Here is a 21,974-nt window from a genome sequence, read left to right as displayed (position 1 = left end):
TTTCAGATGTTTTGTGCCTGATCGACGGCGTTACCGATATAACGACCCGGAGTCAGGGCCATCAGTTCGGCCTTGGCCTGCTCCGGAATGTCCAGGCTCTCAACGAAATTCTTGATCACTTCCGGGGTCATTGCCTTGCCGCGGGTCAAAGCCTTGAGTTTTTCATAGGGCTTTTCAATGTTGTAACGGCGCATCACGGTCTGGATCGGCTCGGCAAGCACTTCCCAGGCATGGTCCAGGTCTTCATCCAGGCGAGCCGGGTTGATCTCCAGTTTGCCGAGACCCTTCAATGTGGCTTCGTAGGCAATCAGGCTGTGGGCAAAGCCAACGCCCAGGTTGCGTAGCACGGTGGAGTCGGTCAGGTCCCGCTGCCAGCGTGAAATGGGCAGCTTGGCAGAGAGGTGGCTGAAGAGCGCGTTGGCGATGCCCAGGTTACCCTCGGAGTTCTCGAAATCGATGGGATTGACCTTGTGGGGCATGGTTGAAGAGCCCACTTCGCCTTCCACCGTTTTCTGCTTGAAGTAGCCGAGTGAAATATAGCCCCAGATGTCACGATCCAGATCGATCAGGATTGTGTTGAATCGGGCGATGGCATCGTACAGTTCGGCGATGTAATCGTGGGGTTCGATCTGGGTGGTGTACGGATTCCAGTCGAGGCCAAGGCTCTCGATGAATTCCCGGGCATTCAGGGCCCAGTCGATTTCCGGGTAGGCCGACAGGTGAGCGTTGTAGTTCCCCACTGCGCCGTTGATCTTGCCCAACAGCTCGGTGTCACGGATCTGTTTTACCTGGCGGCGCAGACGATGGACCACGTTCGCCAGCTCTTTGCCCACGGTGGTGGGCGAGGCTGTCTGGCCGTGGGTGCGCGACAGCATCGGCTGTTGGGCGTGGTCATGAGCCAGCTGCGCCAGCTTGTCGACCACACGGTCCATGGCCGGCAGCAGGCCGTGGTCCAGGCCTTCCCGCAGCATCAGGGCATGGGACAGGTTGTTGATGTCTTCGGAGGTGCAGGCAAAATGAACAAATTCGGTGACGGCGTGCAGTTCCGGAACGCCGGCAATTTTTTCCTTGATGAAGTACTCGACCGCTTTCACATCGTGATTGGTGGTGCGTTCGATGTCCTTGATACGCTCGGCGTCTTGAAGGCTGAACTCATTGACCAGACTGTCCAGAACTTTGTTGGCTTCGGCGGAAAACTGGGGTACCTCAGTTACTCCGGGATGAGCGGCCAGCTTTTGCAACCAGCGGATCTCGACGGTTACCCGGTTCCTGATCAGGCCATATTCACTGAAAATTTCACGGAAGACGCTGACCTTGCTGCCATAGCGTCCATCGACCGGGGAAATGGCGGTCAGGGCGGTGAGTTCCATCGAAAACCTCTCAAGTCATCAAAGATTCGGATCAAAAGAAAATAAGGGGTGCATATCATACACCACCGAAGGCACTGAATCAGCGCCGTCAGTGGTACAGGGAGCGATTGGCTTCCTCGGCCAGTTCGCCGGCGAGCCGGATAACTTTCTTCCGGGCAAAGATCAGCTGCCAGCGGCGGCCGCCAGTCTGGCGCCAGAGCACGGCGGACCGAATGCCCGCAAGCAGCAGGGCGCGCACTTTGGCAGCGTTCTCCTCCCGCTGCAGCACCGCTGGGTTGCCGCTGACCTGGATCCGCAGTCGGAAGGTGCTGATGGTATCGGCATAGACCGATGCCAGATTGCTGATCAGGTTGGGGTGGGTGTACCCGAAGTGGCTGGCGGTATGCCTGGCCTGATCGATACGGCTACCAATCACGTCCAGCATGTCGGAGCGGCGATTCAGTTTTGATTCGAGCTGGATCAGATTGAGGGCGTAGCGCAGTACTTCGATGTCCTGCTGCCGGGACTGCTGGCTGAGCACCGAGGACAGGGTGACAAGGCCTTCACGGATGTCGCGAAGTTCGCCGCCATAGACATCCAGAGTGTTCGCCGGATCGGTAGCAAACAGGGAACGAATAGATGTTTCCAGGCTGGCTTCGTTGCACTGGCCATTGTGGGCAATCTGCTGGACCAGGTTCGCGGCCTGGAACACGCCGGCCAGCGCCAGGGTTTGATCCTTGAGGGAGCGACTCATGCGGTTTCTTCCTGGGGCCGGGTTCCGGTCAGGCGGGCCGGTAAGGGTTCGCCGTCTCGCCAGGTTTCCTCAATAACGCCGCCACCGAGACACACGTCGCCCTCGTAGAACACGACGGATTGTCCGGGAGTGACGGCGCGCTGCGCGTCGTCAAAGACTACCCGAACACCGCCCTCGATAACCTCAACTTCGCAATCCTGGTCAGGCTGCCGATAGCGGGTTTTGGCCTTGCAGCGGAAGGTTCCTGCCGGTGGTTCGCCTGCTACCCAGTCAATCGGCCCGGACACCAGGCCCCGGGAAAAGAGCAGGGGGTGATGCTTTCCCTGTACTGCAATAAGGACATTACGACTGAGATCTTTCTCCGCCACGTACCAGGGCTCATCCCCGAATTCACTGAGGCCGCCGATGCCCAACCCCTGCCGCTGGCCAATGGTGTGATACATCAGGCCCTGGTGCCGGCCAATTTTCTGGCCATCGGGTGTCTCGATATCGCCGGGCTGGGCTGGCAGGTATTGCTTCAGGAAATCCTTGAACTTGCGCTCACCAATAAAGCAGATACCGGTGGAATCTTTTTTGTCGTGGGTAACGAAACCCTGCTGTTCGGCAATACGACGGACTTCCGGTTTTTCCAGCTCGCCCACAGGGAACAGTGTCCTTGCAATGCGGTCGCCGGAGACAGCATGCAGGAAGTAGCTCTGATCCTTGTTGGGATCGAGCCCTTTCAAGAGCTGGGCCTTGCCCGGGGAGCCAGCAATCGGACGCTGGCGGGCGTAGTGGCCGGTGGCAATGTAATCGGCGCCAAGAGTAATGGCGTAGTCCAGGAACGCCCGGAACTTCACTTCCTTGTTACACAGGATATCCGGATTCGGTGTCCGCCCGGCCTGGTATTCGGACAGGAAGTGTTCAAACACCCTGTCCCAGTACTCCGCCGCGAAACTGGCGGTATGAAGCTTGATGCCGATGGCATCCGCCACGGCCTGGGCGTCCGCCAGGTCCGTCATGGCGGTGCAGTATTCGGTGCCATCGTCCTCATCCCAGTTCTTCATGAACAGGCCTTCCACCTGATAACCCTGATCCTTGAGCAGCCAGGCGGCCACGGAAGAATCCACGCCGCCGGACATGCCGACAATGACGCGGGTGTGGGTTGCGCCGTTTGAAGTATGGGTGTCGGATGCGTTGTTCATGACAGCTTTGCTACCGGTTAAAAAGCCGCAAGTTTATCATCTTTCCGGTGGCGCCGTCTGCGCATCCACCACCACGTCCAGCGGGTATCGGCGACCATTTCGGTAATCTTCTATGCATTGAAGCACAAGCGGGCTTCGCAATTGCGTGCCCAATGCGCGAATCTCTTCCAGAGTCAGCCAGTGGGCGGCGATGATGCCATCGTCCAGGTGGTCGGTAAGCCGGTTTCGGGCCCTGGCCGCGTAGCAGAATCGGTAGTAGGTCACTCCGTTGGCTGGCGCCTTGTAGGTATAGATGCCGAGAAAATGTAACGGCTCTATGTCCCAGCCTGTTTCTTCGAGTGTTTCCCGGCGAACCGCATCGAGAATGGCTTCGTCTTCCTCCACATGGCCTGCGGGCTGGTTGAAAACAACCTTGCCGCCGCTGACTTCTTCGACCATCAGGTAGCGGCCCGCACCATCTTCAACGATAACGGCGACGGTTGCGTGGGGTGTCCAGGTCATGATCTGCGGTTTCTCCCGGGTCGGGCGCCGGCGGCTTTGCCGCGGCGGGTTGTTTTTGCTGAAGCTGGAAGATTAACGGTAACGGTCCGGTGGGCTCCTGAATCCAGGCCCTCCAGCGACCAGTCGCCAATCCGGTACCGGATCAGCCTGAGCGTTGGAAAGCCCACGGCGGCAGTCATTCGTCGGACCTGCCGATTCTTGCCTTCGGTGATGGTCAGCTCAATCCAGCTGGTGGGAACTGTTTCTCGATGGCGCACCGGCGGAACCCTGGGCCAGACTGCAGGGGCGGCTATTCTGGTGGCTTTTGCCGGTCGGGTCAGGCCATCTTTCAACTGAACTCCGGCCGCCAGATGTTTCAAGGCGTCTTCCGTAATGTCGCCTTCCACCTGCACCCAGTAGGTCTTCGGCATCTTTAGCGAAGGAGAGGCAATCCTGTGTTGCAGTGGGCCTTCAGAGGTCAGAAGAAGCAGGCCCTCGGAATCATAGTCGAGGCGACCGGCAGGGTAGATACCCGGGATTCGCAGATAGTCCGCCAGGGTGGCTCTCGGTGAGTCACCACCGGAGACCCCATCGTCGGTAAATTGGCTCAAAACCTGGAAGGGTTTGTTAAAAAGCACGAGTTCAGCCATGCGCTGCTGTGTTCCCGGGGTTACGATGCGTTTGTTGACAGCAGGGTACTGCAAAGAGGGGCAGTGGCAAAGCGAAGTTGATATCGCTTAATAGGGGATGATTCTGAAAAGCAAGAAGGGATGGGCCCACCAGTAGAGTACCGGTGGGTGCGAGTATTCCAATGTCGCAACCGATCAGGCGTTTACGGCACGGGGCGGATAGTTGTCGCGCCCTGATTCCTGCTGACCCGACTTGCCGGCAGATTCGCTCCCGGTACCAGCCTGCGCTTTGCTGGCGGGCATTTCGTCAGGGACGATGTTGACTGCGTGAATGCCTTTGTCACTGGGCTTTTTGTCAAAGGTTACGGCCTGGCCGGCTTTCAGGGTCTTGTAGCCGTCCATTTGCACCGAAGAGAAGTGCGCAAACAGGTCGTCACTGCAGCCATCCTCGATGATGAATCCGTACCCTTTGGCATTGTTGAACCACTTGACCTTGCCTCTTGGCATGATGAACTCCCCTGTTCTTTTGCTGTCTCTATTCTTGTTGATTCTTTGTTTGCCTATCGGTGCCGTCGCACGGTCGGTCCGAATCCTGTTACACAATCCTTGCATGGATTTACATTATTTTACAATGCAACTTAACTTTCGGCCAATCATAGCGATGAGTCAATAGTTTCTATGCCGGGAATGTGTGGTTGAACGCAGTCTGGAAGCGGTATCATGTTCGTATTGATAAATATCTCATGCCCCGCTTGAAAACCCGGGGGCGGACATCCACATTTAACAGGAGCACCGATAAACCGGTAAGGAATGATGCGGACTATCGAGAATTCTCTACTAGTATTTAATCAGGGGGAGGACGAACAACCGGGGCGACAGGATGACCTCAGCGTTGCTCCCGAGAAGCCTGCTCTCAAGCGCCCTGCGCGATACAGGGTGGTGCTTCTGAACGATGATTACACGCCCATGGATTTTGTTGTGGATGTGTTGATGAAGTTCTTCGGAATGAACGAAGAAAAGGCGACGCAGGTGATGCTGCTCGTCCATACACAGGGAAAAGCTGTATGCGGGGTATATACCCGGGACATCGCGGAAACAAAGGCGGCACAGGTGAACCAGTATTCCTCGGAATGCGAACATCCGCTCCTTTGCGAGATTGAACGTGCGGACTGAAAGACGTTGGGGTGGCCCATGCTGAGCAAAGATCTAGAAATTACGCTGAATACGGCCTTCAAAAATGCCCGGGACAAGCGTCATGAGTTCATGACTGTGGAGCATTTGTTGCTGGCCCTACTGGATAATGAATCGGCAGTGGGCGTTCTGAAGGCTTGCGGCGCCGACCTCAAGCGGCTTCAGGAAGAACTCGTCGAATTCGTGGATTCAACCACACCACTCATTCCAAGCAGTGACAGTGAGCGGGAGACACAGCCAACGCTGGGGTTCCAGCGTGTGCTGCAACGGGCGGTTTTCCATGTGCAGTCTTCCGGCAAGAAAGAGGTAACCGGTGCCAACGTGCTGGTGGCCATTTTCAGCGAACAGGAAAGCCAGGCGGTCTATGTGCTCAAAAAGCAGAGCATTGCCCGGATTGATGTGGTGAACTTCGTTTCTCACGGTATTTCTCGTGTTCAGGGTGCGGAAGACCAGGAAAGCCATGATCAGGCGTCCCATGATGAGGCCGGTGAGGAAGGCGGGCAGTCCAAACCGCTGGAAAGCTATGCCACCAACCTGAATGAGCAGGCCCGTCAGGGCCGTATTGATCCGCTGATTGGGCGCGAACACGAAGTCGAACGGGTCGTTCAGATTCTGGTTCGTCGTCGCAAGAATAACCCGCTGCTGGTGGGGGAGGCCGGTGTCGGCAAGACTGCGATTGCAGAGGGGCTTGCGAAACGTATCGTTGATGGTCAGGTGCCCGACATTATCTCCGATGCGGTGGTTTACTCGCTGGACCTCGGGGCTCTGCTCGCCGGGACCAAGTACCGGGGCGATTTCGAGAAACGCCTGAAAGGGTTGCTTGCCGAGCTCAAGAAAGAAAACCACGCAATCCTGTTCATTGACGAGATTCACACCATCATCGGAGCGGGTTCCGCATCCGGTGGCGTGATGGATGCCTCCAACCTTCTCAAGCCCATGCTCAGTTCCGGGGAAATCCGGTGCATCGGTTCAACCACGTTCCAGGAGTTCCGGGGTATTTTCGAGAAGGATAGCGCCCTGGCTCGCCGGTTCCAGAAGATCGATGTAAACGAGCCAAGCGTTGAGGATACTTATCAAATACTGAAGGGCCTCAAACCCAATTTCGAAAAGCACCACGATCTCAAGTACACCGACAAGGCCCTGCGCGTAGCCGCCGAACTGTCAGACCGCTACATCACTGATCGTCATTTGCCGGACAAGGCCATCGACGTGATTGATGAAGCGGGTGCCCGCCAGAGGCTGCAGCCTGAAGGCAAGCGCAAGAAAACCGTTGATGTCACCGAGATCGAGGATGTAGTTGCGAACATTGCCCGCATCCCGCCGAAGAACGTCTCCACCAGCGACAAGGATCTGCTGCGGAACCTGGAACGGGATCTGAAGATGACCGTGTTCGGACAGGATCCGGCGATCGAATCGCTGTCTACCGCTATCAAGCTGGCACGAGCCGGGCTGAAGGCGCCCGAGAAGCCAGAGGGTGCGTTCCTGTTCGCAGGACCGACCGGTGTCGGGAAAACCGAGGTTACCAAGCAGTTGGCCAAGGTTCTTGGCATCGAGCTGGTACGGTTTGACATGTCCGAGTACATGGAGCGCCATACGGTTTCACGGCTGATCGGTGCGCCTCCGGGCTACGTTGGCTACGATCAGGGCGGCCTGTTGACCGAATCGGTCAACAAGCATCCGCACTGCGTGCTCCTGCTGGATGAGATCGAGAAGGCCCATCCGGAAGTGTTCAACCTGCTGCTGCAGGTCATGGACCATGGCACGCTGACCGATAATAACGGTCGGAAAGCGGATTTCCGCCATGTGATCCTGGTGATGACCACCAACGCCGGGGCCGAGAGTATGGCCCGCCGGTCCATTGGCTTCAGTGAGCAGGATCACAGCACGGACGGCATGGAGATCATCAGCAAGACCTTCACGCCGGAATTCCGTAACCGTCTGGACGGCATTATCCAGTTTGGTGACTTGCAGATGGATACCATCACTCACGTGGTGGACAAGTTCCTCACCGAATTGCAGGCACAGCTGGACGAGAAGCATGTGGTTCTGCATGTGGATGACGATGCCAAAGCCTGGTTGGCCGAGAAGGGATACGACATCACCATGGGCGCCCGCCCGATGTCGCGGCTGATCCAGGACAAGATCAAGCGGCCGCTGGCCGAGCAGATCCTGTTCGGGCGTTTGTCGGAGAAGGGCGGTGATGTCTTCATCCACCTTCGTGATGATGAGCTGGTATTCGAGTACGAGGACGAGCCTGCCGAGGCGGTCTGATCTACTTGAGGAAATAAAAAACCGCTGCCCGGGCAACCGGCAGCGGTTTTTTTAGCTACAAATCGGGATAGGGGGGAGCCATGAGGCTCCACCCCTCCCACACCACCCGGCATGCGGGTCCGCACCGGGCGGTTCGAGACGTTGAGGGTTCACGAGAGTCTCGGCACTCCCAACCGGTCGAAGTAGGCAATCGTCAGGACATTGTGGATGGCAGAGCGACTGTTGTGCCACCAGCGGCGACTCAGAGCCGCCACAGATTCAGCCACCCAGGAACTGGCACCCAACCGGACCAGCTCCCGGTAGATCGTCTTACCCCGCCGCCACTGCCGGAGGTGGAGCATTCTCAGACGACGACGTATCCACTCATCCAGTGATCGCCAGATGCGTGGCGTTTGCGCCAGCCTGAAGTACCCTTTCCAGCCGAGCAGGTATCGGCGGAGTTGCTCTACCACCTGTTCAATACTGCGACCCCCTGATCCCCGGGTCAGTTGCCGGATCCGGAGCTTGAACGCCTGTAACGCCCTGGTGGATACCGCGCGTCGAACCTCAGCGTTCCTCCCTTGCCACAGGGCATAGCCGAGGAACTTGCGCCCGAACACGCTGGTCACCGCGCTCTTGGCTTCGTTAATCACCAGACGCAACTTTCCATAACAGCGGCGGAGTAACTGCATGACCCGTTCTCCCGCCTTGTGGCTGCGAACGTAGACGTTGCAGTCATCGGCGTAACGGGCGAAGCAGTGCCCCCGGCGTTCCAGCACTTTATCCACCTCGTCCAGCAGAACGTTGGCCAACAACGGCGACAATGGCCCGCCTTGCGGCGTGCCCTCGTGCCGATCCATGACCACACCACCGTCCATGATGCCCGCGTTCAGGTACGCACGAACCAGCCGGATAACGCCGGGGTCGTTTATGCGTTTCTTCAGGCGGTCGATCAGGATGTCGTGGTTGACCCGGTCGAAGAACTTCGACAGGTCGACGTCCACCACGATATGGCGGCCCTGTTGGGCGTAACGCTGCGCAGCCAACACGGCGTCGTGGGCCCGACGGCCCGGGCGGAAGCCGTAGCTGTGCTCGCTGAAGGTGGGATCAATCAGAGGTTGCAGCACTTGCAACAGTGCCTGTTGAATCAGACGATCAGTGACGGTGGGGATGCCCAGTTCCCGCTCACTGCCGTCCGGCTTCGGGATGCCTACCCGACGGACGGGCTGTGGTTGGTAGGCGCCGCTCAGCAGGTGCTGGCGAAGCTCAGGCCACGCCCATCGCAGGTGTTCCGCGGTTTGGGCAATGTCCAACCCGTCCACACCTGCCGCTCCCTTGTTGGCCTTCACGCGCTTCCATGCCCGCTGCATATTCTCTCGTGCGAACGCCTGCTCAAGCAGGCTTCGCCCTGCGCCTTCCGGTTCTTGTCGCGGGAGTCCTGCTTCATCGCTCATCGCCTTCGGCAAGGCTTCACCTGTCCGTTGCGCGATCCGCCCCGCTGGCGCGGGCATCTGATGCCGTACAGTGCTCATCGACAAGGCGTTTGACGCTCCTTCTCGTTCGGCCCTTCGCCCTGTGTTAGCGGTTACTATGGCCTCTGCTGACTTCTCGCTCCGTGTTGCCACGTCGCCCTTTCAGGCATGAGGCGAGATCTCCCCGGGTAAGAACACACTCCTTCGCCGCACAACCGCCGGATTTACACCACTTCGCCTTGGCCACAAGAGCTTCGCGGCTTTTGGCCCGCTCGCCCTGCTTGGCAGTGCCTCATATCCGATTCTTGTTCATCGGCTCACGGTTTACGCTCCACGCTTCCTCCCCACGGTCGGTCACCCTTCCGCAGTTGCGCTTCACTTCGTTCGCTGTGGCCAGCTCACGGGAGGACTTGCACCTCCAGGAGTGCGCCCATGCCGGGCGCACCAAAAAAAGCCCCCGAAGGGGCTTTCAGATGTCACGTGAGCATCAACGGGCGCGGTAGACAATGCGGCCTTTGCTCAGGTCGTAGGGAGTCAGCTCAACCTTGACCTTGTCACCTGTCAGGATGCGGATGTAGTTCTTGCGCATCTTGCCGGAGATATGAGCTGTCACAACATGGCCGTTGCTGAGCTCAACGCGGAACATGGTGTTTGGAAGGGTGTCGATGATAACGCCTTCCATTTCAATGGCATCTGATTTCGGCATTCAGTAGAAACCTCGTTTGGATATGCTTTCCGTAATTTTAAATTGCGCAATTCTGCCTGATTTATCGGCGTTTGGCAAAGTTAGCCTGGGTCCAGTTCACGCCAGTGGCCGTCTCTTAGCGCCTCGATCGGGCGGAAGCGGGTTTTGTAGTTCATTTTCCGGCATTGCTTGATCCAGTAGCCAAGATACAGGTGGGGCAGCCCCCTGCGGCGAGCTTCCTCGATTTGCCAGAGGATTGCGTAAGTGCCAAGGCTCCTGTCATCAAGATCGGGGTCGAAAACGGTGTAAATGGCCGACAAACCGTCGTCCAGCAGGTCCACGGCCGCCAACCCTACCAATCGCTCATCCTTGTGGATTTCCAGGAACCAGGAGTCCGTTGCCCCTTCCACCAGGAAGGACGTGAACTGTTCCCGGGTGGGCGGGTACATGTCGCCATCCTGGTGCCGTTGCTCAATATAGTTTGCGTAGAGCTGATAGTACCTTTCCGCAAAGGTCGCTGGCACCATGGTGCACTTCAGGTCTGAGTTTTTCTTCAGCACACGCCGCTGGCTTCTGTCCGGGCTGAAATCATCAACCTTGAGTCGAACCGGGATGCAGGCATTACACTGCTCGCAATGGGGACGGTAATAATGCGAACCGCTGCGGCGAAAACCAAGAGCGGTCAGTTGGCTGTAAAGCTTTTTATCAATGTGGGCCCGCGGATCCACAAACATGGTGGTCGCCTCGCGGTCTGGCAGGTAGCTGCAATCATGGGGCGGCGTTGCGAAGAACACCAGGGTTCTGAGATTGCTCATTCACTCCTCCGGCCCGGGCCAACGCCATCTGAAGGTCCAGTCGGTCTGATCCGGTTTCTGATCGATGCTCATCCTGAGTATAGATAAAAACTCTTCCCGTGGAATAGTCCGTGCGCCCATGGTCAGAAGGTGCCTGCTCTCCACCTGGCAATCCATGATCCGATAACCCCAAAGCTGTAACTGGTGCGCCAGATGAACCATGAGAACCTTGGAGGCATTGGTTTCCAGGGAAAACATGGATTCCCCGAAGAAGCACCGGCCAATGGCCAGGCCATACATGCCACCGGCCAGTTCGCCGCGACGGTTCCATATTTCGATGGAGTGGGCGACGCCCATGCGGTGCAGCTCGGAATAGCTGGCAATCATTTCTTCGGTAATCCAGGTGCCTTCGGCTCGGGTTGACGCACAGAGTCGGATAATTCGGCCGAAGTGTCTGTCGGCGGTCACCTCGAAGCGTTGCTGGTTCAGGGTGCGGCGCAGGCTGCGTGACACGTGGATTTCGTTCGGGAGCAGGACGCATCTGGGGTTGGGTGACCACCACAGGATGGGCTGGTCGTCGCTGTACCAGGGGAAAATGCCGTTGCGGTAGGCAAGGATGAGTCGTTCGGTGGACAGGTCCCCGCCGAGGGCGAGGAGGCCGTCCGGGTCGTCCAGGGCTTCGTTGGCGGGGGGGAACCAGAGTTGGTCCGGGTCTAGCCAGGGTAGTGAGGTCATCCTTCTCCGGTTTTTACTGCCTAGTTCGCGTTGGTCTTGTTGCTTACGGGCCTTGGAGTCGCGCCCGGGAGGGCCAGCCTTCTAAAACACGCTGTGAATACGTCCGTGTACGCTTGGCTCCGCCATCCCTGGCTCCGCACAGTTTTAGAAGGCTGGCCCTCCCGGCCTCGATCAGCTTCCGTATAGTCTTCTAAAAGACTAGATCAATCCTGTTGATCCAGAAACTTTTCCGCATCCAGGGCCGCCATGCAACCGAAGCCGGCGGAGGTGACGGCCTGGCGGTAGACGTGGTCGGCTACGTCGCCAGCGGCGAAGACGCCGGGGATGCTGCTCTGGGTGGCCATGCCCTCAAGGCCGGAGCGGATGCGGATGTAGCCGTTTTCCATGTCCAACTGGCCCTGGAACAGGTCGGTGTTGGGTTTGTGGCCAATAGCGATGAAGACGCCGGCCAGGTCCATCTCCTGGGTAGAGCCGTCTTTGGTGCTCTTGATGCGCATGCCGGTCACGCCGGTGCCGTCCCCAAGGACCTCGTCGAGGGTGTGGTCCCAGACGATGTTCACGTTGCCGTTTTCGGCTTTTTCAAACAGTTTGTCCTGGAGGATCTTTTCGGCGCGCAGGCTGTCGCGGCGGTGTACCAGGGTGACTTCGTCGGCGATGTTGGACAGGTACAGGGCCTCTTCGACGGCGGTGTTGCCGCCACCGATAACGGCGACTTTCTGTTTCTTGTAGAAGAAACCGTCGCAGGTGGCGCAGGCGGAGACGCCCTGGCCTTTGAATTTCTCTTCGGATTCCAGGCCCAGGTACATGGCGGAGGCGCCGGTGGCGATTATCAGGGCATCGCAGGTGTATTCACCGCCGTCGCCCTTGAGCCGGAAGGGGCGGTTGCGCAGGTCAGCCTCGTTGATGGTGTCGTAGACGATGCTGGTCTCGAAGCGTTCGGCGTGTTTGAGCATGCGCTGCATGAGCTCCGGGCCCTGAACGCCGTCGTTGTCTCCGGGCCAGTTGTCGACGTCGGTGGTGGTGGTGAGCTGGCCGCCGACTTCAATACCGGTAATCAGGGTCGGGTTCAGGTTGGCGCGGGCTGCGTAGACAGCAGCGGTGTAGCCTGCGGGGCCGGAACCAAGGATGATCAGTCGGGAATGTTTGGTGTCGCTCATTGGGAATTCTCTCACTGAAAAAGCCGTACGTTGCCAGGCCCTGTTCCGGGCCAGACGCTTCGGGGAAAGGAGCAAAGGCTAACATGAAAGGCGCGGTCTGCCATTCGTTTTGGCCAATTCCGCTTATAAAACCTTGCTATTTACTCAAGCACGGAAACGGTTGCCAGCAGCTGACGAACCCTTTCCGCACTTTTGCCGGACTCGCCCTGTTCGAGGCGGTGGGCTGCTACTGCTGGGAAAACCGCCTGAATGTCGTCGGGCAACACGTGATGCCGTCCTTCCATGAGCGCCCAGGCCTTGGCGGCCCGGACGAGTCCCAGGCCGGCGCGGGGCGAAAGCCCGTACAGAAGGCCCGGCATTCTCCGACTCTGTTCCAGCAATCGCTGCACGTAATCGAGAAGCGCCGGGCTGGCGGTTATCCTTGTTACACCTTCCTGCAGGGTTTTCAGGTCGGCCTGGGAGAGCAGGGTGGGAAGCTTTTCGGTCATGGTGCGGCGGTCTTCGCCTTCCAGCAGTTCCCGTTCGGCCCGGGGGTCCGGGTAGCCCAGGTGAAGGCGCATAAGGAACCGGTCCAGTTGGGACTCGGGTAGAGGGTAGGTCCCTCCCTGTTCAATGGGGTTCTGGGTGGCAATCACGAAGAACGGGTGGGGCAGTGGACGGGTCTCGCCCTCAATGGATACCTGCCGTTCTTCCATGGCTTCCAACAGGGCACTCTGGGTACGAGGTGATGCCCGGTTAATTTCGTCAGCCAGAACCACCTGGGCAAAGATCGGCCCAGGATGGAACACCAGGCTGCCGGCCTGCTTGTCGTACATGGAATAACCAAGCACATCCGCGGGAAGCAGGTCGTTGGTGAACTGGATTCGCTGGTAGCTCAGCCCCATCACCTTGGCCAGGGCATGGGAGAGGGTGGTCTTGCCCATGCCGGGGATGTCTTCGATCAGCAGGTGCCCTCGCGCCAGTAGACCGCACAGGGCCAAACGCACCTGTTGCTCCTTGCCCAGAAGTATCTGGTTCAGTTCACTGACTACGGTATCAACCAGCTTTTTCATTCCGGCCTCAGTCCCTTACGCGTTTGAGGATGTCGCCATAGGCGTCGATGCGACGATCTCTCAAATACGGCCAGATCCGGCGAATCGATTCACTGCGGGTGCGATCGAGGCTTACAGACAGAATGCACTCGGAGCTGTCATCGCCCCGGGCAAGGAATTCACCCTGCGGTCCGCAGATAAAACTGTTGCCCCAGAAACGAATGCCGTCACTGTGTCCGGACGGATCCGGTTCTGTGCCGACCCGATTCGGCGCCACGACAGGGAGATTATTGGCAACCGCATGGCCTCTCTGGACGGTGACCCAGGCTTCCAGTTGACGCGCCTGCTCACCCGGGTCATCGGTAACATCCCAGCCGATAGCGGTGGGGTAGATGAGCATCTCCGCTCCGGCCAAGGCCATCAGGCGGGCAGCCTCGGGGTACCACTGGTCCCAGCAAACCAGTACGCCCAGCCTGCCAACAGATGTATCAATGGGCGTGAAGCCGCTCCTGCCATCATTGAACTGGGCGTCACCCGGGGTGAAGTAGAATTTCTCATAGAATCCCGGGTCGTCCGGAATGTGCATCTTCCGGTACAGCCCTGCCATTGAGCCGTCTTTCTCAAATACGACGGCAGTGTTGTGGTAAACGCCGTTCATCCGCCGTTCAAAAATGGAGCCAACCAACACGACACCCAGTTCGCGGGCCAGATCGGAGAGGCGATTGCTGGTGGGGCCGGGAATCGGCTCGGCCAATTCGAAAACGGCCGTATCTTCAGTCTGGCAGAAGTAAAGGGTGGCGTGGAGCTCTTGCAGAATAACCAGGTCTGCGCCACTGGCTGCGGCTTCGCGAACCAGTTTTTCGGTAACGGCCAGGCTGGCTGCTTTGTCACTGCTGCAGGCCTGCTGGATGGCAGCAATGTTGATCTGGTTCTTGCGCGCTTCTCTGCTCATTAACTGACTACTCCGGCCGGGATTTGCATGGTCACACAGTGAAGGCTGCCATGCTGGTAAATCAAGGGCCGGCAATCAATCGGTATTATCTCCCTGGACGGGAAAATCTCTTGTACGACAGTAATGGCGTCTTCGTCCTGCGGCACGTCATACACCGGAAGCAATACAGCACCGTTGATGATCAAGAAATTTGCGTAGGTAGCCGGCAGGCGTTCTTCGTCCTCATCATAAATGGCATCGGGCCAGGGCAGAGCCGTCAATCGATAAGGAGAGCCGTCGGCCTGGCGAAACTCCTGGAGCTCTTCTTCCATGGCCGCCAGCGCACTGTAGTGCTCGTCGGCGACATCGGGGCAGGCTGCATAACAGATATGATCCGGTGCGCAGAATCGGGCCAGGGTATCGATATGGCTGTCGGTGTCGTCGCCGGCAAGGTAGCCATGGTTGAGCCAGAGAATTCGGCGGACACCCAATATCTCTGAGAGCAGTTGCTCAATGGCTGTCCGGTCCATGGCAGGATTTCGGGTCGGCGTCAGCAGGCATTCAGACGTTGTCAGCAAGGTACCCTGGCCATCCGATTCAAAGGAGCCTCCCTCGAGCACGAAGTTCACCTGCTGCATCGCGGTTGTGCCGAATACACCGGCGTTGAACAGGTGAGTGTTCAGCGCATCATCTTTTTCCGACGGAAACTTTCCGCCCCAGGCGTTGAACCGGAAATCCAGCAGTGCCGGCCCATCATCGGTCAGGATGGTAATCGGCCCATGGTCTCTCGCCCAGGTATCGTTTGCTGGCGCTGGAACGGTCTTTACACGGCCAGGGAGCCCGTTCTCCTCAGCGTAGAGATTCAGCTGCTGCTCAAGCTCCTGCAGACGTATCACGTGTTCGCAACTTACAACCAGATGCTCGTGTCGGAGAACGGCTTTCGCAATATTTTCGAAGACCGGCTCCACCTCTTCCATAACGCCTGCCCAGTCGGTTCCCGGATGGGGCCAGGTCAGCATCACGGCACTCTGGGGAGCCCACTCGGCGGGCAACACTCGTTTGGTTGTCACTACGTCACCTTGAATCATAAAAGACGGCATTCTAACCAACGATTGGTTGAACGTCAGGACATAAGGAAGGTATTTCCGACCCGAACAGTCCCTCGGGCCCTCAGCGATTATGTTTGAGAACGGTATGGATAACCCGGTTGCCTTCGAAATACACCACGAAGTCCTGGTAATGCCACTGGGTGATCGGTGGCTGGCCTACCGGGCCCTGAATTTCCATGGGCGCACCCCAGGAAGCGCGGACTGACGACTGGCTCATTCCCGAGCCGGGAAAGCTGGCCTGGTCACGATCGGCCTGGGAGCCAACCGGCACGCGGACTTCTTCAGCTACCGCGGACGTCATCGGAAGAAAGGCCAGTGTGGCAGTCACTGCCAGTGCGCCGAACAGGGTAGTTTGTTTTCTCATTGATGGGTCTCCATGAAAACTGGCGTCCTCGGAAGGACATGGATAAAGCGTAATATCCGAAAAAGACTAGCAAAAGTCACCCGTTTTTACCCAGTCTACTCTTTTTGGCGCTGTCGAATCTGCCACCGCATCACATGCCGTGCGATTTGTTGGCGATCGCCGTCATCAATCCGGGCAAATTCGGTGTGGACCCTTGCCCCGCCTGAGGAATCGGGGTGTACATCAATCACGCGGGCATGTGCCTGTGGTTGGAAAAGTTCGGGCGGGAGGGTCATACGGACAGCAAGCCGGTCTCCGGGATGCCAGGCAGGGGTGCTGCTGAAGAATGACAGGCCGCCTTCGCTCAGGGTTACATCCTGCCAGTCCTCAGGTTGCAACGGATTTTGCTCAAAGGCCATAATGCGCGCAAGCGTGTCCAGCTTGCCGTTCAGGGACTTGATCAGCCCGGTTAGCAGCCGGTCTCTCTCGGCAAGGCTGGCAAGCTGGGATTTTACGTCCTGGTCCAACCGCCTGAATTCAGCTTTCAGGCTTTCAAGGTGGTCACCATCGAAGGCATTCCCGTCTAGTGGGGTGCCAGGGGCTAGCTTGCGGATCTCCAGGCCGATCCGGTCTTCAATGCGGAAAAAGTCCCGGCGTTCGGGGGAATAATCCGCCGGCTCGTTGGGGATGTCGGACGACTGCATCGCGGCTCCGGAAAACTGAATTTTTATTGGTACAGAACAGTTTAGCAGTTTCCCTCCGTGCTGGAAGGCAGAAGGTACTCGGGAAAACAAGACCACGACAGACCGGAAGGTAGCAACAGGCACCTCTTCATGTTCAGACCCTTATCATTTTACATTGGCTTGCGATACACGGCCGCCAAGCGCCGCAATCACTTCATATCCTTTATTTCACTGACTTCGATGATCGGGCTGATGCTTGGAGTGGCGGTGCTGATCATTGTGTTGTCCGTCATGAATGGCTTCGACCGGGAGCTCAAGCAGAGAATTCTCGGGATGGTGCCCCACGCCACCATACAGGGCGCCGGCCCTCTGGATGATTGGCAGTCGGTGGATGCCCGGGTTCAGCAGCATCCCAGGGTGCTGGCCGCGGCTCCTTTTATCCAGGGGCAGGGGATGGTGACCGGTGGCGGTAATGTTCGTGGCGTTATGCTCAATGGTGTTCTTCCAGAAGAAGAGCGTACGGTGTCCATCATTGAGAACCATATGATCGAGGGAGGGCTGGACGATCTGGTCTCCGGCGAGTTTGGCATCATCATCGGTCGCTTGATGGCGGCCAGCCTGCGCCTGCAGGTGGGTGACAAGGTGACTGTCGTGTTGCCGGAAGCCTCGGTGACCCCGGCGGGAGTGCTGCCAAGGCTCAAGCGATTTACGGTGAAGGGCATTTTCAGTGTCGGTGCTGAACTGGATGGCAACTACACGCTGATTCATATGGATGACGCAGCCAAGCTTATGCGAACCGGGGGCAAGGCGGAGGGCGTTCGTCTGCTGGTGGATGACCTGTTCGCAGCGCCCAAGGTTTCGCAGCAGGCGGCTGAGGCGTTGGGCGGCCGCTATTACGTATCTGACTGGACCCGCACCCACGGCAATCTTTTCCAGGCCATCCGCATGGAGAAAACCATGATCGGTCTGCTGCTGATGTTTATCGTTGCCGTAGCGGCCTTCAATATCGTCTCCACACTGGTCATGGTGGTCACTGACAAAACCGGAGACATCGCGATCCTCAGGACCATGGGAGCAACGCCGGGTCGGATCATGCGCATTTTTATCGTCCAGGGGGCGGTCATCGGTATCTTCGGAACCATCGTTGGCACAGCGCTTGGAGTTTTTGGTGCACTTAATATCAGTGCCTTTATCTCCTGGCTGGAGGGCGCGCTGGGCCACCAGTTCCTGAGTGCGGACGTTTACTTCATCAGCTACCTGCCATCCCAGTTGCAATGGCAGGATGTTTTCATAATCAGCGGCGCCGGACTTGCCATGAGCCTTTTGGCAACCATATACCCGGCCTGGCGGGCCTCGAGGGTGGATCCGGCGGAGGCGCTTCGCTATGAGTAAGGAACATGCCGCTATGGCGCATTCTGCACCGGTGATCGATTGTCGTCAGGTAACCCGGACCTATAACGAGGGCCTCGGAAAACTGACCATTTTTTCAGATATTTCGCTGGAAGTTGCCCAGGGCGAGACCGTAGCCATCGTTGGCAGCAGCGGTGCCGGTAAGACAACCCTGCTGAATCTTTTGGGCGGGCTCGACAAGCCGTCGTCCGGTCAGATTGCTATCTGCGGTGAGGACATCCATCGGCTATCTGAAGCTCGGCGGGCCAGGTTCCGCAACGCCCATCTGGGATTTGTCTATCAGTTTCATCACCTGTTGCCGGAATTTACCGCGCTTGAAAACGTCATGATGCCGTGCGCATTGGGTGGCATGGCCGTCTCGAAATCTCGGGACAAGGCAAGCAGTTTGCTGGAACGGGTGGGTCTTGCAGAACGGCTGGATCACAAACCCGGCGAGCTCTCCGGTGGCGAACGCCAACGGGTGGCCATTGCACGGGCACTGGTAAATGAGCCGGACTGCGTGTTGATGGATGAGCCAACGGGAAACCTCGATGAGCATACCGGCGAGGGGGTCCAGGCCCTGATCGAGTCCCTGAGGGATCAGCTGGGCATTGCCTTTGTCATGGTAACCCATGACATGAAAATGGCCCGGAGTCTGGGGCGGGTCATGCGCCTGGAGCAGGGCCGGCTGATTCAGGAAGTTTGATCAGCAGCCCGGCGGCGTCGCAATCTTGCGGTTCGGCGCACTTGCCAGTCCGAGCGGATTTTCCTGCGCCAGAGATACTGGATGATCAAATAGGCAAGGCAGGCTGATATGGTTGCGACCACCAGTGAACCGAGGTAGAGCGGAATGCCGATATCCAGCAGCCGCTCGCTGATCCAGGACCAGGACAGTTCAAACTCAAAGCTGAGTACAGGTCGGTCCAGGGCCCAGGCGCCGATTTTGTAGTTGAAATAGAACATCGGCGGCATGGTCACCGGGTTGCTGATCCAGACCAGAACCACCGACAGTGGCAGATTGGCATTGAACCAGATAGCGAAGAAGGCTGCGGCGAGCATCTGGAAGGGCATGGGAATAAAGCAGAACCAGATGCCGACCAGAAACGCCCTGGCAACACTGTGTCGGTTGATGTGCCAGAGGTTCGGTTCATGAAGAATATCGCCCAGAAAGCTCAGCGACTGCATCGCTTGCACCTTCTCTGGTGAGGGCAGATAGCGTTTCATGAACTTCTTTGGCATTGGAAGTTCTGCCTTTAAACGGAGTTAGTATACCGGCACATCGGATGTCGCCGGTGTTTATGACAAACAGGAGGACAAGGATTGTCCGGAAGTCTCAACCGACCGGTATGCTCGTATGGCAAGTCCGGTTCCGCAGTAGTGGGCGTTGTCGCCTTCTCTTGTGGCGTTATCTTACTGTATTGGTTGTCGATACTGCCACCTTCCGAGTGGTTGCTCGCCGCGATATTTCTGCTCGCCGTTGCCCTGTCCTGTTCTCTTTCGACACTTGCCTCTCGGCTAACAGTGTTCGCCCTTGGTCTTTTCCTGGGGCTGTTCTGGGCCTCCTGGCATGCCGGAGACCGTCTTTCGACCGTCCTCCCGGCCAGCCTGGAAGGGGAGCGCCTCTCGGTTTCGGGATACCTGTGCGACATTCCTTCTCCCGGAAGCTTTAACAGTTTACGTTTTAGTCTTTGTGTCACCCACTGGCACAACCTTCCCATCGAAGCCGGGCAGGAAGCAAGGATGCCGGGCCTGCTCAGGCTGGCCTGGTATGGTCGCGGCAGCCAATACCTTCCCGGCGCCCGGCTGCGGTTGGATGTTGCTCTCAAGCGTCCCCACGGCACGCTGAATCCTGCCGGTTTCCGCTACGAAGACTGGCTCTTCCGGAAAGGGTATCGTGCCACGGGAAGCGTCCGTAATGTTCGGTTGGACACGACGGTAGACTGTTCGCTGCACTGCCAGTACCGGCGCCTGCATCTTTCGCTTGAACGCTGGACGAGGGAGCAGTTTGGCAGCGCCAGGCACTTTCCGTTGGTTGCCTCGCTGTTGATTGGCCACCGCGGGCACATGGAACAGAACCACTGGGATGTGCTCAAGGCGACCGGCACCATTCACCTGGTGGCGATTTCGGGCCTACACCTCGGTCTGGTGGCCCTGGGTGCCGGCGTTGTATGTAGGCGGCTGTTACTGTTATGGCCGGCGCGATGGGTCAGCGATGAGGCCAGACGCGGGATCGTATTTTCCTCGATTGTGATTTGTTGTCTCGTTTATGCGCTGGCCGCCGGCTTTACTGTGCCAACACGACGCGCCCTCATCATGGTTATCGCAGGTGGGTGGCTGATTCTGCTCAGTCGTCAGGCGCCGGTGTGGCAGGCGTTTCTGGCTGCTCTTACAGCCGTTCTTGTACTGGATCCCTTTGCGCCCCTGGATCAAGGGTTCTGGTTGTCATTCATTGCTGTCGCCGTGCTGATAGCTGTGTTCTCGGCGCGGCTGGCGGGAACGGGACCGGTGACCGGGCTCGTTATTGCGCAGCTCGCCGTCTTCGGCGGTTTATGGCCAATCCTCGAAGTATTCGGCCAGGGTCAGCCTCTGGTTGGTCTGCTGACCAATCTGGTGGCCATTCCGTGGGTATCTCTTGTGGTCATGCCGGTGCTGGTGACCGGAGGGCTGGTTACTGCCTTGGTCCCGGGCGCTGCCCAGGTGTTTGTGCCAGTGTTCGATTGGGCACTGGGCGTGCTCTGGCACGTTCTGAAATGGTTCTCGGAGTGGCAGTCGCCGGACATTGAGGCCAGCCTTGCCGAGGTAGTCGGCTGGGGGTTGCTGTCCGTTACGCTCGTATTCGTGCCGTTTACCGGATTCCGGCTGGTTGCCGCTCTGTTGGCGGTGTTCTGGTTGATGGTTCCGGGCCAAGCCTTGATGAAGAACCCCTATCTGCGCACACCGGAAATACGGGTCTGGGATGTGGGTCAGGGCCTGTCGGTTCTGATCCGTCATGGCGATGAAGCCCTGGTGTACGACACCGGTCCTGCCGTTCCGGGTGTGTTTTCGGCTGTTGAATCAACCCTGCTACCGAATCTGGCGGCCGAAGGCATACGTCGGATCAACACCCTCGTAATCAGCCACGCAGACAGTGATCATGCCGGCGGGGTAGCCGAACTCACCCAGAAGATTGAAGTCGGGCAAGCTATTGCTGGCGAGCCGGTGGCCGTCAGACAGCAGGTCGCCGATCTGCCTGTTTCGGGCTGCAAGCGCTCAAACCAGAAGCTGGGCGGCCTGATTCTGGAGTTCTGGCAGGGGGAAGGTGCGACAGAAGGTAACGATGCGTCCTGTGTGCTGCGTATTTACCATCCCGAATCAGGCACCGAATGGCTCCTGCCGGGGGATATTACCGACCAGATGGAAGCCCGGTATCTGGCTTATCTTGCTGACCGAGAGGATCTTCAGGCACCGGTTACCCGGGTGCTTGTGGCGCCACACCATGGCAGCAAAACGTCATCCTCAGAAGCCTGGGTTCGGGCGTTGAAGCCGGATCAGGTTATCTACACTGCCGGGTATCGCCACCGGTACGGCCATCCTCACCCGACGGTAACCGCTCGCTATGCCGCGATCGGAGCCGTTTCGTTCAATACAGCCTGTTCTGGCAGCATAGTGATGACCATCGAGGATAACCGGTTGGTGTTGAAGGAAATGCGCCATGGGACGCCATTCTGGATTGGCGGCCCGGGACTCGCCCGGGACCAATGTAAAATACCGTGACATTGCAGGTGTGGCCTCCACCGGTAGCTATGCTAAAGTAGCGCGGCTTGCAAAC

At 58.1% G+C, this 21,974-nt stretch carries 22 protein-coding genes; 5 read left to right on the top strand and 17 right to left on the bottom strand.

The features are described from left to right. Positions 1-2: 2 nt before the first annotated feature. The 6 genes from purB to SIC15_RS11700 form a co-directional block, all read right to left on the bottom strand. The gene (gene purB, locus SIC15_RS11725; RefSeq protein ID WP_412535977.1) at positions 3-1,370 is read right to left on the bottom strand and encodes an adenylosuccinate lyase; all 1,368 of its coding nucleotides are present in this window, start codon (positions 1,368-1,370) and stop codon (positions 3-5) included. An 88-nt stretch (positions 1,371-1,458) separates the two neighbouring features. Then, positions 1,459-2,103 carry a high frequency lysogenization protein HflD gene (gene hflD, locus SIC15_RS11720; protein WP_305967211.1) on the bottom strand — a complete coding sequence of 215 codons (645 nt, stop codon included), beginning with the start codon at positions 2,101-2,103 and terminating at the stop codon, positions 1,459-1,461. Beyond that, positions 2,100-3,287, bottom strand: a complete 1,188-nt coding sequence (gene mnmA, locus SIC15_RS11715) for a tRNA 2-thiouridine(34) synthase MnmA (protein WP_412535976.1) — start codon at positions 3,285-3,287, stop codon at positions 2,100-2,102. The genes hflD and mnmA overlap by 4 nt, the downstream gene beginning before the upstream one ends. Positions 3,288-3,323: 36 nt before the next feature. Then, positions 3,324-3,788, bottom strand: a complete 465-nt coding sequence (locus SIC15_RS11710; RefSeq protein WP_222464690.1) for an NUDIX hydrolase — start codon at positions 3,786-3,788, stop codon at positions 3,324-3,326. Continuing rightward, the gene (locus tag SIC15_RS11705; protein WP_412535975.1) at positions 3,785-4,417 is read right to left on the bottom strand and encodes a pseudouridine synthase; all 633 of its coding nucleotides are present in this window, start codon (positions 4,415-4,417) and stop codon (positions 3,785-3,787) included. Before SIC15_RS11705 ends, SIC15_RS11710 begins: the two co-directional genes overlap by 4 nt. 174 nt (positions 4,418-4,591) lie before the next feature. After that, a complete protein-coding gene (locus SIC15_RS11700; protein WP_412535974.1) occupies positions 4,592-4,903 on the bottom strand; it encodes a cold shock domain-containing protein in 312 nt (103 codons plus the stop codon). 306 nt (positions 4,904-5,209) lie between these two features. Between SIC15_RS11700 and clpS the strand changes: the two genes are divergently transcribed. Together clpS and clpA are read left to right on the top strand one after the other, a co-directional pair. Further along, the gene (gene clpS, locus SIC15_RS11695) at positions 5,210-5,569 is read left to right on the top strand and encodes an ATP-dependent Clp protease adapter ClpS (RefSeq protein ID WP_008169202.1); all 360 of its coding nucleotides are present in this window, start codon (positions 5,210-5,212) and stop codon (positions 5,567-5,569) included. A gap of 18 nt (positions 5,570-5,587) precedes the next feature. Beyond that, positions 5,588-7,858, top strand: coding sequence for an ATP-dependent Clp protease ATP-binding subunit ClpA (gene clpA, locus SIC15_RS11690; protein WP_069183386.1), 2,271 nt, complete (start codon positions 5,588-5,590; stop codon positions 7,856-7,858). Positions 7,859-8,007: 149 nt separating this feature from the next. On the opposite strand, the gene ltrA is transcribed toward clpA, so the two are convergent. From ltrA to SIC15_RS11640, 10 genes are all read right to left on the bottom strand, one after another. After that, positions 8,008-9,375 (bottom strand): group II intron reverse transcriptase/maturase, encoded by a 1,368-nt coding sequence (gene ltrA, locus SIC15_RS11685; RefSeq protein WP_053115127.1) that lies wholly within the window; start codon positions 9,373-9,375, stop codon positions 8,008-8,010. Positions 9,376-9,796: 421 nt separating this feature from the next. Then, positions 9,797-10,015 carry a translation initiation factor IF-1 gene (infA, locus tag SIC15_RS11680; RefSeq protein ID WP_008169200.1) on the bottom strand — a complete coding sequence of 73 codons (219 nt, stop codon included), beginning with the start codon at positions 10,013-10,015 and terminating at the stop codon, positions 9,797-9,799. An 80-nt stretch (positions 10,016-10,095) separates the two neighbouring features. Then, complete coding sequence (locus SIC15_RS11675) at positions 10,096-10,809, bottom strand: arginyltransferase (RefSeq protein ID WP_136631784.1); 714 nt, start codon at positions 10,807-10,809, stop codon at positions 10,096-10,098. Continuing rightward, positions 10,810-11,523, bottom strand: a complete 714-nt coding sequence (aat, locus tag SIC15_RS11670) for a leucyl/phenylalanyl-tRNA--protein transferase (protein ID WP_412535973.1) — start codon at positions 11,521-11,523, stop codon at positions 10,810-10,812. A gap of 203 nt (positions 11,524-11,726) precedes the next feature. Further along, a complete protein-coding gene (gene trxB / locus SIC15_RS11665) occupies positions 11,727-12,680 on the bottom strand; it encodes a thioredoxin-disulfide reductase (protein WP_291907268.1) in 954 nt (317 codons plus the stop codon). A 140-nt stretch (positions 12,681-12,820) separates the two neighbouring features. Continuing rightward, positions 12,821-13,732, bottom strand: coding sequence for an AAA family ATPase (locus SIC15_RS11660; RefSeq protein WP_069183390.1), 912 nt, complete (start codon positions 13,730-13,732; stop codon positions 12,821-12,823). 7 nt (positions 13,733-13,739) lie between these two features. After that, on the bottom strand, positions 13,740-14,663 hold the full coding sequence (locus SIC15_RS11655; RefSeq protein WP_412535972.1) for a carbon-nitrogen hydrolase: 924 nt from the start codon (positions 14,661-14,663) through the stop codon (positions 13,740-13,742). Continuing rightward, positions 14,663-15,661, bottom strand: a complete 999-nt coding sequence (locus tag SIC15_RS11650; RefSeq protein ID WP_412537612.1) for an agmatine/peptidylarginine deiminase — start codon at positions 15,659-15,661, stop codon at positions 14,663-14,665. The genes SIC15_RS11655 and SIC15_RS11650 overlap by 1 nt, the downstream gene beginning before the upstream one ends. Positions 15,662-15,812: 151 nt before the next feature. Then, complete coding sequence (locus tag SIC15_RS11645) at positions 15,813-16,115, bottom strand: hypothetical protein (protein WP_222464682.1); 303 nt, start codon at positions 16,113-16,115, stop codon at positions 15,813-15,815. 95 nt (positions 16,116-16,210) lie between these two features. Then, positions 16,211-16,798, bottom strand: coding sequence for a PilZ domain-containing protein (locus SIC15_RS11640; RefSeq protein WP_412535971.1), 588 nt, complete (start codon positions 16,796-16,798; stop codon positions 16,211-16,213). 129 nt (positions 16,799-16,927) lie between these two features. On the opposite strand from SIC15_RS11640, the gene SIC15_RS11635 reads away from it, so the two are divergent. Together SIC15_RS11635 and SIC15_RS11630 are read left to right on the top strand one after the other, a co-directional pair. Continuing rightward, entirely contained in the window at positions 16,928-18,169 is a 1,242-nt protein-coding gene (locus tag SIC15_RS11635) for a lipoprotein-releasing ABC transporter permease subunit (RefSeq protein WP_069183395.1), read from the top strand. 13 nt (positions 18,170-18,182) lie between these two features. Then, positions 18,183-18,872, top strand: a complete 690-nt coding sequence (locus SIC15_RS11630; RefSeq protein WP_209401018.1) for an ABC transporter ATP-binding protein — start codon at positions 18,183-18,185, stop codon at positions 18,870-18,872. On the opposite strand, the gene SIC15_RS11625 is transcribed toward SIC15_RS11630, so the two are convergent. Beyond that, positions 18,860-19,405 (bottom strand): DUF2062 domain-containing protein, encoded by a 546-nt coding sequence (locus tag SIC15_RS11625; protein ID WP_136631775.1) that lies wholly within the window; start codon positions 19,403-19,405, stop codon positions 18,860-18,862. The genes SIC15_RS11630 and SIC15_RS11625 overlap by 13 nt on opposite strands. An 81-nt stretch (positions 19,406-19,486) precedes the next feature. On the opposite strand from SIC15_RS11625, the gene SIC15_RS11620 reads away from it, so the two are divergent. Then, positions 19,487-21,919: a DNA internalization-related competence protein ComEC/Rec2 gene (locus SIC15_RS11620; RefSeq protein WP_412535970.1), complete on the top strand. Its 2,433-nt coding sequence runs from the start codon at positions 19,487-19,489 to the stop codon at positions 21,917-21,919. The last annotated feature ends 55 nt before the right edge of the window (positions 21,920-21,974 follow it).

The sequence above is a fragment of the Marinobacter sp. MIT932201 genome (assembly GCF_047123295.1).
Taxonomy (GTDB): domain Bacteria; phylum Pseudomonadota; class Gammaproteobacteria; order Pseudomonadales; family Oleiphilaceae; genus Marinobacter; species Marinobacter salsuginis.
This window is presented reverse-complemented; position numbering and strand designations above follow the sequence as displayed.